This is a genomic window from Bacteroides sp. 14(A) (assembly GCF_000526555.1).
GTDB lineage: Bacteria > Bacteroidota > Bacteroidia > Bacteroidales > Bacteroidaceae > Bacteroides > Bacteroides cellulosilyticus.
In genome coordinates, this window is the sequence record NZ_JAGH01000002.1 from 1,462,204 (window position 1) to 1,475,835 (window position 13,632).

Here is a 13,632-nt window from a genome sequence, read left to right on the forward strand (position 1 = left end):
AGTTATGAGTAGAATTACGATGACTGTATTGTCTGTCCTTATTTTGATATCCGCGTGTACATCAGGATCCAAAACAGGAACTAACAGACAATTGCCCGTTTATCTTGATGAATCCAAAACGATAGACGAGAGAGTAGAAGATATTATTCCACGTCTTACGCTGGAAGAAAAGGTGGCATTATGTCATGCTCAGTCCAAATTCAGTTCTCCCGGAGTGCAACGACTCGGCATTCCTGAGTTGTGGATGAATGACGGACCGTTCGGTGTAAGAAGCGAAGTCCTTTACAACAGTTGGACAAAAGCGGAAACTACCAATGATTCCTGTACGGCATTTCCGGCTCTTACGGTTCTTGCATCCAGCTGGAATATGGAACTTGCGTCTCAATACGGTCAAGCTCTCAGTGAAGAGGCGAACTATCGGGAGAAAGACGTTCAGCTTGCTCCGGGAGTAAATATCGCAAGGACACCTCTTAACGGAAGAAACTTCGAGTATATGGGTGAAGATCCTTTTTTAGTTTCGAAAATTGCTGTTCCGTATATCAAAGCCATTCAAGATAACGGTATTGCTGTATGTGTAAAGCACTTTGCACTTAATAATCAGGAGTATCAGAGAGATACCGTTAATGTAGAGGTGTCTGAAAGGGCACTGCGAGAGATTTATCTTCCTGCCTTTAAAGCTGCTGTAACAGAGGCTGGGGCATGGTCTGTAATGGGGGCATATAATAAATTCAGAGGACAATACTGCTGCCACAATAACTATCTCATCAATGATATTCTTAAAGGGGAGTGGAAATTTGACGGAGCAGTCATCTCGGACTGGAGCGGAACAAAGAATGCGTATGAGGCTGCAATGAACGGACTTGATATAGAAATGGGAACATTAAAACCATATAATGAGTATTATATGGCTGATTCTCTCCTGTATTTTGTTCGTAATGGCAAAGTACCTATGGAAAAACTTGACGATAAGGTCAGACGTGTTCTTAAACTTAATCTAAGAACGGCAATGAACCGCAATCGCCCTTGGGGAAGTTTTAATACGAAAGAGCATACTGACTTGGCACGCCATATCGCAGAGCAAGGGATAGTATTGTTGAAAAATCGCGATAATATTCTTCCGGTAGATACTAAAAAATGCAGGAAAATAGCTGTAATAGGGGAAAATGCTGTCAGAACTCATGCCAGTAATGGAGGTGCTGCTGCTCTTAAACCAAGATATGAAATTACTCCGCTTGCGGGTATCGAATCGCGTTTTGGAAAAGAAGTGGAAGTGTCTTTTGCAAGGGGATATAGTGCTTATACTCCAATGATAGACGGAAGGATCGCTTCTCCGGCTTATGACAATATGCAGTTGGCGGTAGAAGCGGTAAAACTTGCTAGGGAAAGTGATCTTGTGATATTTGTGGGAGGTCTTAATCATAACTGGAGGCAGGACAGCGAAGGATATGACAGAGAATCGTACAACCTTCCTTATGGACAGCCGGAACTCATACGTAGAATCCTCGAAGTGAACAGCAATGTCGTACTGGTTCTTGTTTCCGGAAATGCCGTGGATTTGCGTTTTGCTGAAGATGTCCCATCCATTGTGCAGGCATGGTACTGCGGTTCCGAGTCTGGACATGCTATAGCTTCCGTGTTGTCCGGAGATGTCAATCCGTCAGGCAAACTACCTATCTCATTTCCTGCAACCCTTGAAGATTGCGGAGCTCATGCGTTTGGACCCGAAACATATCCGGGAGTTAATGAAACCGTGACATATTCAGAAGATATCTATGTCGGATACAGATGGTTCGATTCTAAGAATATTACCCCTATGTATGCTTTCGGACATGGTTTGAGCTATACTTCCTATGAATATTCGGATGCAGGGACCGATAGCTTCGTCTACAGTCCTGGTGACAAGGTAAAGGTGTCGTTCAGTGTGAAGAACACGGGAACACGTGACGGTGACGAAATATCTCAGGTTTATGTTTCTCAAATCAACCCGTCTTCCGAACGGCCTGTAAAAGAACTTAAAGGGTTTGCACGCACTTCTTTGAAATCAGGTGAGTCCAAAGTGGTTGAAGTGGAACTTCCTGTTGATGACTGGGCATTTTGGGATGAACAGTTGGGTGGATGGAATTTGGAAAAGGGTAGATATGACATAAGTATAGCAGCTGCTTCTGATGATATCAAATATGTAGTTAGTGTTGAAATCAAATAATATGCGAAATTTATTTTTAATCATTTTAATAACGCTGGGTTCTGTGCTTGTCAATGCACAGAACTTAGTTCTACCACTATATGGTAAGGCTGAATTTGAGAAGATTGCTTCCCTTGATGATGAAATGCCTGAATTGCATGTGTACCTTACGGATAAACCGAGTAGTCAAGCAGTCGTGGTTTGTCCCGGTGGTGGATACAAGGGACTCTCTTTCGGCTCGGAGGGAGTCTCTGTGGCAAAATGGCTAAATCAGAACGGCATTGCAGCCTTTGTCGTCAAATACAGGATGCCAGCGGGAAGGCAAGAGGTGCCTGTCGAAGATTTGACAAGGGCTTTTGAAATCGTGATGGCCAATGCGGATAAATGGAATCTTGATTCTTGTAGAATCGGTCTGATGGGATTTTCTGCAGGGGGGCATCTTGCGGCAACGGGGCTTGTGACGTTGAAGGGTGAATTGAAGCCAGATTTCGGTATTTTGGTTTATCCGGTAATATCTATGAAAAAGAATATTACCCACCAGTTCTCAAGATTTAATCTTATGGGGAAAAGTCCATCTGAAGATACTGTAATTAAATTCTCTACGGAAGAGCAAGTTGCTGAGGATACCCCTGCGACCATTCTTTTTCACTGTTCAGATGATCCGGCGGTAAAACCGGAAAATTCCATCGTGTTCTATCAGGCATTACTGAGGAATGCTGTTCCTGCTGAAATGCATGTCTATCCGAAAGGCAGACATGGTTGGGGTTTTATCGAGGGGGCTCCTTTCCCTTATTTCAATGAATTCAAAACTACTGTTCTGAGGTGGATTGCAGAACAGAACAACTAAATTTTATAATATGATTAGAACTCTGTTATTGGCAGTTTGGCTTATGTTTATGCTTGCTCCTGCCAGCCTTGCTGTGGAAAAAGAAAAAATCAAGGTTGCCTGTATTGGCAACAGCATCACTTTCGGTGCAGGTTTATCCAATCAGGCAAGGGACAGCTATCCTGCGGTGCTTGGGCAGATGCTCGGTTCCGGTTATGACGTGAGAAACTTCGGAGTTAGTGGCACCACTGTGCTTTCTTCCGGAGACAGTCCCTATATAAATACTCGTGTGTATAAACAAGTGTTTGATTTTCAACCAGATATAATATTTATTAAATTCGGTACCAATGATTCAAAGGGTGGTAATTGGAAGCATAAGGATGAATTTAAAGGAGACATGCAGGCTATGATTGACGTGTTCTCGGGTATGGATTCTAAACCTAAAATTTATTTGTGTCTCCCGGCTACATGCTATATTGAAAAAGGTTCGATTAAAGATAGCGTTATAGTTCATGGTGTAATCCCTCGCATTAGGGAGGTTGCAGAGAAAAACCGTCTTGAAATAGTCGACATGCATGCCGCGACTTCCGGAATGCGAGAACATTTCCCTGATAAACTGCATCCGGACAGGGTGGCATCTTTGGAGATGGCAAAATGTGCGTATAGGGCGATGACCGGAAATTCCAAAGAATTCCAGCTTCAAGATTTCCCCGGGGTCAAGACTAAATGGAGGGGTTATGATAAATATGATTTCGAGTTCAACGGGAGAAAGGCTAATATAGTAGCCCCTGCCAAGCCTCTTCCCGGTAAGCCTTGGATTTGGAGGCCTGCTTTTTTCGGGGCTTTTCCTGCTGTAGATATCGCAATGCTAGCATTGGGTTACCATGTAGTGCATTATGACTTGGCATTCCTTTATGGAAGCCCGAGATCTCAGGAACTCGGAACACTGTTTTACAATGCCATGATTAAGTATTACGGCTTTTCGGAAAAAGTTGTCCTTGAAGGATTTAGTAGAGGCGGACTCTTTGCAGTCGATTGGGCAGCAGCAAATCCGGAGAAAGTATCGTGTATCTATCTTGATGCTCCGGTGTGCGATATTACGAGCTGGCCCAGTCGTGAAAGGACTGACTTATGGCAGGAATTTCTGCAGGAGTGGAATATCAAGGAAGAGGATATGAAAAATTTCAAGGGTAATCCTATCGACAATCTGAAACCTTTGGCAAAAGCGAAGATTCCGATTATAGCTGTAGCAGGGGACAGCGATAAAACTGTGCCTTATGATGAGAATCTTGAAATTTTGGCGGCACGTTATAAAAAACTTCGGGGAGAGATTGAGGTAATCATCAAAGAAGGTTGCGATCATCATCCTCACAGTCTTGACGCACCAGCTCCTATTATTAAATTCATATTGAACCACTAAAAAATGTTCCACGTTGAATGCAAGCGGAATCTAGTCGGACACGACTGGATTCCGCTTATTTGTAAATCAACATATTTCTGTTCTTCACGTGTTAAAACGTTCCCGGGAACGTTTGCGATGATTTATACTATAAAATGCTTGTGTGTTGATACTTATGAACATATATTTGTACGTGCTCAGTGAGTGCGAAAGACATAATATATAACCAACCATTAATAATTAAACCCCAAAATGACGTTGATTAGAATTACATGGAAACTGCTTGTTTTGCTCACAGTCTTAATCTTTGTCGGAACTCTGCATGCAGCGGATAAGACCGGACAGGATGAATGGCGATTCGCAAGCTATGGAAAAGCTGCTAAGGGATCTGTTACTATGGATTCCAACACTCTGACAATTAAGACAGAGAACACAAAAAATGCCTTCTTTGAATCTGATGAATACAGTTTTGCATATAAGGAACAGCCGTTTTTGCATGACGATTGTTCAAAGTCTGTGATAACGGTGAAAATTGACGATATTAAGAAAGGTTCTGCCGGTATTATGATGAGATCCACTGATAGTCAAAGTTCGGCGAATGTACATCTTGAAGCGACTGCTACCGGAGATTTATTCGTTTTTTTTAGGCAGCAGGAAGGAGGTAGTACCTCTTACAGACGAGTGGGGTATATCGGTTTTCCTGTTGAGATAAGGCTTACGAGACAAGGGAATTCTTTTTTGAGTCATTATAAAAATGCCGCTGATGAGTGGATTAAAGGCCCTGCTGTTTTTGTCGATCTTGGAGAAACGCATTTGTCCGGTTTTTATGCCTGCTCCGGAAATGACAATCAAATAGGCTACGATGTGGATTCTTCTCGTAAAATGCAGGTGACATTCAGGGATTGGACTATTGAAAACAGCGATAATTTTATCCCTGCGGAAAATAATTTTGTCGACAAGGAGCCGATTGCGCCGAATACTCTTTTGAGAGAGAATTTTGCAGATGGTAGTTTATCTAATGTACCTGCAAGTGTTGTGAATCCGGTCTGGAACGGTATCAAATTTGCAGAATTGCCTTATGCAGAAGACGGCAGCAGATATTGGAGAAAACGTGGCGATGGTATATACTATTTAGGCGACAAGAAATGGGCTGATTATGAAGTTGCCGTCCGGCTCTCTTTTCCGGAGCCGGCTATGAGTACTTCTGAATTTTCAGTGCAGATGCGTTACCAGAATATAGCAATGTATTCAAAAATGCTGAAATATTACGGGGTAAGCCTGAAGAACGGTAATGAAATCATTCTGAATAAATACAAGTCGGGTGGGAATACTATAGAGCCGCTCCAAAAGGTGAAAGTAGATTCGTATAACGACGGAAGCATGCACGAACTTAGGATTCGTGTAATGGATAAGGATTACGAAGTCTTGTGGGATGGCGAAAGCGTCATAAAAGGCTCAGATACCAAAGAACCTATAACCTATGGGAATATAGGTTTGAAATTCACGGACTGTGATATAAACTTATACCGTATAGAAGTGACTGAGATAAAAGATGAAATCAATGGAAATCTTGATAACTATTTGTTGGATTATTACGACACGAAAATCCCTGATTATATTATTAAACAATATTTGAAATAATGGAACTAAATAAAATATTTTTATCTGGATTGACCTTTTTATGGGTTTGTTCCGGCAACGGCTATTCTGTCGATAGGCAAGATGGTAAATTCGAACCTAAGTTGTTTCAGGTAACAACTGCAGAGACAAGGCCTAATGATGCAGTACTTATCAGGGGTGAATATCTTGACAAGATAAAGTCGATAAAAGTTTTTACTCTCGACAATGGAAATGTCGGCAATGCCGAGCCCGCGTATGTTCCGCTCCCTGTAGAGGACAGGCTGCCCGATGTAAATGGTACCAACCTTCGTACCGGGCCGTTGGCGTCCTATAAGGCTAAAGCGGTGGACTTGCTGCAGCAAAAGGAGCAGTCTCTTAAGTTTATTGTACCCGAGGATTTGAAGAACGGGGTTTTCAGTGTGGAAATGACAGATGTCAATAATGAAAAGGCTTATTTTTATCTGAACGTTCCGATTGTCCGTTGGGCTTTGAGCGAGGATGGTGAATGTGCGGTTGCCGGAGATTATCTCAGGGTTCAGGGAAAGAATCTTTTACGGGATAAGGACAAGGCGCATGTTGTACTTGTTCCGCTAAAAGGCGGAAAAAATGTAAGATGCAAGGTTACGGATTTTTTTGATGACTTTTCCGTAAGTGTTGATATTCCGGACAACACGCCATTAGGCACATATTATTTGTATTACCATAACGGAATGGGGGGAAAGACAGCATGGAGTGAACCTTTGCGGATAGATGTGGTGTCCAAATCTCCTGACTGGTGGGGGGTGAAAGTATTTAATGTGATGGACTACGGTGCCGTGGGCGATGGCGTCCATAATGAAACCGCAGCTTTCCGTGCAGCTCTTCATGCTGCCGGACAAAATGGTGGCGGTAAGGTATATGTGCCGAGAGGCAGATATATGCTTACAGGTGAGCTCATTCTTTCTCCAAACACATTGATTGAGGGAGAATCAAAGGAACTGACTCATATTTTCTGGAATCCTCTTAATTGGGATTTGTATGAGTTGCCTAACAGCCTTATTAGCGGAACTCATCATTTCGGTTTGAGAAACTTAGTAATGTGGTCTTCACGTGCATGGGGAGTCATCATGTCTACGGGGCCCGTGGAAGAACAAGGAACGATATTGCTCGAGAATCTGATTGTGCGTCAGACAGGGCAGCTCAGCGGTATGATATATCAGGTGAAGTCGAATAGGGATCAAGTCGAAGCGGAGTTTCACAGCAGATGGAGCAAAACAGGGATAATTCTTCGTGGCAAGAATCTTAAAGTAAGGAATTGCGTCTTCAATTCAGCCGGCATGTACACTTTCTATGCAGCGGGAGGATTTGTCCAAAATTGCCGTTTCGAGAGACATACCACAGGTACTAACCAACCATATATGCTGGTACATCCCAAAGGGTTGATATTCGAAGATTGTTATAAGCAGGGGGACGGTTTTGGGTATGCTTCAAGTATTGACGAAAGCAGGAACCTTTATGAAGCGCGCAATTATATTCCGTTCGATTATACCAATGACCGCGAGTGTATGACTCTTGATGGTGGTAGTGGCGGATATTACGGACCTATAAAATCCGTCGAGGGTAATATAATTACTATCCCAGAAGATGCGGAAACTAATCAATGGACTGAAAACCACTGGAATGGCGGAGGAGTCTATATTATTAACGGGACGGGAGCCGGGCAGTTCAGACGTATCCGCAGCCATACTCTGACAAAAATTGAGTTGGATCAGCCGTTTCTTGTACAACCGGATGCCACATCTGAAATAAGTGTTACCACCGTAAGGCATCATTTGTATTTCATCAATAATGAGGCAGTCGATGTAGGAGCTTATCAGTTGTATGGCTCTGTACAGAATTGTGTGATTTCCGGTATGACGATGACACGGTGTAACGGAATTGTAGGCAGAGGATCGCTGTTGTATCGGGGGAAACAGCCTGAGTGGTATATCGATATCGTCAATTGCCGTCTTAAGGAGGGTAATTACAGTCATTGGTTCGGTATTGATGACAGAGGGCATTCCGGTCACCAAAGTATAAATCTAATCGGCAGCGGAGGAACTGGTATGAGCATAGGCACTGTTATCAGGAGGAATGTGCTTAGTGAATATAGTTATATCCGTACTTCCCCGGGAGCCAATCCGGATGCAGTAACGGACGTTATAATCGAAGACAACTCGTTTGATATCGCAAAGAATGCCATATTGTTGGGTGGAAATGCCACTAATACGTCTGGTGTTCTGATTCATAACAACAGATACAATGAGGTAGACAAAAGATTGGAAACCAATGTTAATAAAGATAGTTACCTTGTCATCGATGACAAACTTTGAGGATATTTTTCCGATGCGGACGACCTTTGAGGATAACAAAGTTTCTAATCAGGGTCCGATAATACGAAAACGATTATGATAATAAAGAATATAGCGAAAAACAGAACTTTTACAAATGTAGTATTGAATGCGGACTATGTGGTAGCTGGAGGTGGACTTACGGGGGTGTGCAGTGCAATTGCCGCCGCCCGTGAAGGACTTAGGGTTGTCCTTATACAGGATCGTCCCGTACTTGGAGGCAATGCTTCCAGTGAAGTTCGCCTTTGGGCACTAGGTGCCACTTCACACATGGGTAACAACAACCGGTGGTCACGTGAAGGAGGTATCATCGACGAAATCCTTGTAGAAAATGTATACCGCAATAAGGAGGGGAATCCTGTGCTTTTTGACATGGTGCTGATGGATAAGGTATTGACAGAAAAGAATATCACCTTGCTTCTTAACACAACCTTATATAAGGTTGATAAGAGCAATGATCGGAACATATCTTCTGTCACAGCTATAAATTCGCAGAACGGGACAGAATACTCTATTTCAGGACAGATGTTTGCAGACTGTACCGGAGATGGTACGTTAGGTTATCTTGCCGGAGCATCATTCAGAATGGGGGCGGAAGACAGAACTGTGTATGGTGAAGAATTTGCACCAGACAAGCAAGAGTATGGAGAATTGCTCGGGCACAGCATATTGTTCTATATCAAGGACATTGGCAAGCCGGTGGAATATACCGCTCCAAACTTTGCGTTAAAGGATGTCGAAACATTGATACCGAAGTTACAGAATCCAAATTATTTCAATGTAAATCAATTGGGTTGTAAATATTGGTGGCTTGAGTATGGTGGACGCCTCGATACTATTCTGGACACGGAGGAAATCAAATATGAATTATGGAAAGTTGTCTATGGTGTCTGGGATTATATAAAGAATTCAGGAAAATTTCCTCAGGCAAAGACCCTGACACTTGAATGGGTGGGGCTTTTCCCGGGTAAACGTGAAAGTCGCAGGTTCAACGGTCTTTATACTCTGACGCAGCAGGATGTTATCAACCAGTCAACCCACTATGATGCGGTGGCATATGGTGGATGGGCAATTGATCTTCATCCTGCGGATGGTGTGTATGCTGGAGGAAATGGCTGTCATCAGTGGCACAGCAAAGGTGTCTATCAGATTCCTTACCGTTGCTATGTAACTCCGGACCTTGATAACCTTTTCGTGGGTGGACGCATCATTTCCTCAAGCCACGTGGCAAACGGTACTACTCGTGTCATGTGTACGTCGGCTCTCGGTGGAGAAGTCATTGGGCGTGCCGCGTCAATTTGTCTTTCAAAAGGATATAAGCCAATAGACCTTGTTGATAGGGACAGGATAGGTTTGTTGCAATCACTTCTTGTTAAAAACGGGAACTTTATACCGGGTATTGCTGTGGCGGTTGAGGACAATCTTGCCGACTCTGCGGAAATATCGGTGTCATCTGTGCTTGAACTTGACGATTTGCCAGCCGATGGTACCTGGTTTGGATTAGATTATCCTATAGCTCAACTCATACCGGTGAATGGTAAAGTGCCGGTGGTTAGGATGAATGTAAAGGCAGATAATGCAACAAGGCTTGTTATGGAGTTGAGAAGTTCATCCAAGAGTGAGAACTACACTCCGGATACTATTGATGCAGTTCTAGAATTCGATTTGAAAAAAGATGAGAATGAGATTGTTGCAGACTTTTCCTATTCATACGCGACTCCGCGTTATGCTTTTATCTGCCTGATGAAAAATCCTGAGATTTCAGTACCGATGAGCGGGCGGTTAGTCACAGGATTGACTGCCGTATATAACTACATAAACCCTGCCGTGTCGAATTTCGGAAAGCAGGTTCCACCTGAAGGAATAGGGGTGGAGGAATTTGAATTCTGGTGTCCGAAACGTCGTCCGGAGAGCAAGAATATAGCGATGTCGTTTGCCCCGCCTCTTGCGTCTTTCAACTCGGAAAATTTGAGGAATTCTTATTACCGTCCGTATATAGGTACTAATGCCTGGGTAGCAGCTTTCGATGATGCAAGACCTGAAGTATGTTTCAAGTGGAATGGGAGGAAACAAATTAAAACCATTATCTTGTACTTCGATACCGATACGGATCAGGCAATGGAGACCGTCCAGATGGGGCATTTCGATGCTTGTGTCCCGACTTGTTACAGGGAGTACATAATCCGGGATTCAGAGGGTAAGGAACTTTATCATATTACTGGCAATCATCAGACACTCAATGTGCTTGAACTTGATCAGCCGGTGACGACCGACGCCATTTATGTCAACTTTGTCCGTCCTTGCGGTGATGTCTGCCCGGGGCTTATGGGAGTGTATGTGTGTTAAGATAACACTGATAATAAATAAACTGAAATGAATATACTTGATTACATAACCATTATCCTATTTTCGATAGGAGTGTTGATTACAGGAGTGTCTTTTTCCAAGACGGGAAAGGATATGAAAAGTTTTTTCTCAGGTGGCGGCAACGTACCGTGGGGAATGAGTGGACTTTCATTGTTCATGGGATTTTTCTCGGCAGGAACTTTCGTCGTGTGGGGGTCGATAGCCTATTCGTATGGAATGGTATCAATCATTATCCAGCTTACAATGGCTGTTGCCGGGTATGCCGTAGGCACATGGATTGCTCCCCGATGGCATCGTACTCACAGTCTCACGGCTGCCGAATACATAACGGGCCGTCTTGGTGTCAAGACGCAGAAGACATATACCTATATTTTTTTGGCCGTGTCGGTTTTTACTACGGGGTCGTTTCTTTATCCCGTAGCTAAAATAGTCGAAGTTACTACGGGTATTCCTCTGACCACAGCTATCTTCGCTTTAGGGGCATTCAGCATGGTTTATGTTGCTCTCGGAGGTTTGCGAGGAGTGGTTGTGACTGATGTCCTTCAGTTTGTAATTCTTTTTGCGGCAGTAGTGATAGCTGTTCCGCTTGCTTTCGACAAGATTGGTGGAGTCGGTACATTTTTCGAAAAGGTTCCGGAAGGATTTTTCGAACTCTTTGAAGGTGAGTACACTCCCGGGTTCGTGATAGCCTTTGCTATCTATAATATGTTTTTCCTCGGAGGCAACTGGGCTTATGTTCAGAGGTATACTTCAGTAAAAACGGAAAGGGATTCACGGAAAACAGGTTGGCTTTTCGGGGTGCTCTACACAATCAGTCCGATTCTGTGGATGTTGATACCCATGATTTACCGAGTTTATAATCCGTCATTGTCGGGTCTTGAAAACGAAGGGGCATATCTTCTGATGTGCAAGGAAGCCATGCCCGACGGATTGCTTGGTTTAATGCTCGGAGGAATGATTTTCGCAACGGCGAGCTCTCTCAATGCCACTCTGAATATATCGGCAGGTGTGGTTACCAACGACATATTCAAGAGAATGCGTCCTGATGCTTCTGAAAAGACATTAATGAACGTGGCGAGGATTTCCACATGGGGATTCGGAATAATGGCTATTATTGTAGCGCTTCTGATACGCTCTATGGGAGGTATTGTAAACGTTGTAATCAGCGTGGCGGCATTGACGGGAGTTCCGGTTTACCTTCCTGTAATATGGTCTTTGTTCTCAAAACGGCAAACTGCGCGTACGATACTTTCAGCGACATTTATAAGCCTTGCCATTAACTTGATATTCAAATTTGTGACTCCGCATTTCGGCTTGGCTCTCGATAGGACATGGGAAATGATAGTCGGTACCGCGGTTCCTGTGATACTGCTTGCCGGAATTGAGGTGGTGCTGAAGGCAAAAGAATTCATCGCTCCGGAATATATGGCCTATATTTCAGGACGGAATGTAAGGATGCGTCAGGAAAACGCAGGCGATACTGAAGAGTCTAAACGGACTGACAGGTTTACACAGAAAGTGTTGGGCATTGGTCTCGGACTGTCCGGTGTGCTTATTACAGTTCTCGGTTTCATTGCGGAGGAAAACATTGTCGTACCTGTCGCTGTTGGCTTAGTTGTGACATTGATAGGAATATATTTGCTTATTTTATCATTGCGCCGTCCGCTTTAGAAGCCTTTTAATTTTTCTTCCTATTGATAGCTTGGGCTCGATATGAGCATTATATTTATTCGATTGAATAATAAACATAGCGATAAAAATTTTAAGTTTATAATAGCAAATTATAACTTTTGAACGATTATCGCTATGTTCATAGAGCCTGAAGTTATGATTCAAGCTGTATCTGATTATCACCGATTAAATAAACTCCCCGTTTTCGTTGATCTTTACTTTCACTTCCTTTTCGCCTTGCTCCAATTCTATCCAGTAGTAGTTTCCGGTAGGAGTTTCAACATATTCGGCATCATCCACTACATAACCGCTATATTGTGAGGCATTAATGGCCTCTGTCACTTTAATCGGGAGTACATATACATCCCATGAGGTTGAAATCCATTCATAGCTTGTGTTGAACAATACTTCTTTGCTTTGGTTTTCATGTACGATGTCCACTTCGATCATACCTTTTTCCTGTTCAATCTCAATAATGCGGGCATTGGGATAATTCTTCTGTATGAATTCCGTTACGGCAGTAACCGTACTCGACGGGGCATCCGGTAGCAATGATTCGTTATTGCCATCACCGTCATCATTCACGGCTTTAATGAGGATGCCGTCTGCTGAATAATGCAGATCCATATCTACATCCTGTGCCGATTCCACTTCTATGATGTAGATGATCTCTTTCTCAGTTCCGGCACGTTCAATACGCTCCACTTCGTTATCTCTCTTCCAGGAGGCGTATTCGCTGCTTTCAAAAGAGGTCTTTATTGCTTGCGGAATATCGCTATATGGCATTTCTGTTTCAGTCATGTACCATGAACCATCTGCCGTATACCAGACTTCCGTTTTATACCCGTTGTCGCTTTTGTTGTTGAATTCCGCTTTGTAGTATTGCCCTTGTGAGACAGTTTTTGTTTCCCAACTCAGATTAGCGGTGTTGGAGAAACAGCTGTCGAATGCATTGCGTACGGCTTCAGGAACTTTAGAGTTTGGAAGATCGTCATCATCATCGTTGCAACTTTGCAGGCTTAACATGCCCATCGCCAATAGAGCTAGATACATTTTCAGTTTCATAGTTACTTGTTTTTTTAGAGTTTACTAATATTATTGTTTTCTTTGACTATTGCTGATTGTATTGCAAAGATGGCGGGCAATTCTGGAAGAAATTGGGAATTTGACTCCAAAAGTGGATAATAAATTCTATATT

General features: G+C 43.1%; 8 protein-coding genes. 7 read left to right on the top strand and 1 reads right to left on the bottom strand.

Annotation, left to right across the window (positions count from 1 at the left end; all coding sequences use genetic code 11):
• The first annotated feature begins 4 nt into the window (after positions 1 to 4).
• The 7 genes from K429_RS0112805 (at position 5) to K429_RS0112835 (ending at position 12,434) form a co-directional block, all read left to right on the top strand.
• Entirely contained in the window at positions 5 to 2,203 is a 2,199-nt protein-coding gene (locus K429_RS0112805; RefSeq protein ID WP_026367167.1) for a beta-glucosidase, read from the top strand.
• 1 nt (position 2,204) lies between these two features.
• Positions 2,205 to 3,029 (top strand): alpha/beta hydrolase, encoded by an 825-nt coding sequence (locus tag K429_RS0112810; protein WP_007211902.1) that lies wholly within the window; start codon positions 2,205 to 2,207, stop codon positions 3,027 to 3,029.
• A 10-nt stretch (positions 3,030 to 3,039) separates the two neighbouring features.
• A complete protein-coding gene (locus tag K429_RS0112815; protein WP_044096650.1) occupies positions 3,040 to 4,428 on the top strand; it encodes a GDSL-type esterase/lipase family protein in 1,389 nt (462 codons plus the stop codon).
• A gap of 231 nt (positions 4,429 to 4,659) precedes the next feature.
• Positions 4,660 to 6,048, top strand: coding sequence for a hypothetical protein (locus K429_RS0112820; protein WP_026367169.1), 1,389 nt, complete (start codon positions 4,660 to 4,662; stop codon positions 6,046 to 6,048).
• A complete protein-coding gene (locus tag K429_RS0112825; protein ID WP_026367170.1) occupies positions 6,048 to 8,378 on the top strand; it encodes a glycosyl hydrolase family 28-related protein in 2,331 nt (776 codons plus the stop codon). The genes K429_RS0112820 and K429_RS0112825 overlap by 1 nt, the downstream gene beginning before the upstream one ends.
• A gap of 75 nt (positions 8,379 to 8,453) precedes the next feature.
• Complete coding sequence (locus tag K429_RS0112830) at positions 8,454 to 10,742, top strand: FAD-dependent oxidoreductase (protein ID WP_026367171.1); 2,289 nt, start codon at positions 8,454 to 8,456, stop codon at positions 10,740 to 10,742.
• Between the two features lie 27 nt (positions 10,743 to 10,769).
• On the top strand, positions 10,770 to 12,434 hold the full coding sequence (locus K429_RS0112835) for a sodium:solute symporter family protein (RefSeq protein ID WP_026367172.1): 1,665 nt from the start codon (positions 10,770 to 10,772) through the stop codon (positions 12,432 to 12,434).
• Between the two features lie 186 nt (positions 12,435 to 12,620).
• On the opposite strand, the gene K429_RS0112840 is transcribed toward K429_RS0112835, so the two are convergent.
• Complete coding sequence (locus K429_RS0112840; protein WP_026367173.1) at positions 12,621 to 13,499, bottom strand: PepSY-like domain-containing protein; 879 nt, start codon at positions 13,497 to 13,499, stop codon at positions 12,621 to 12,623.
• Positions 13,500 to 13,632 lie beyond the last annotated feature (133 nt).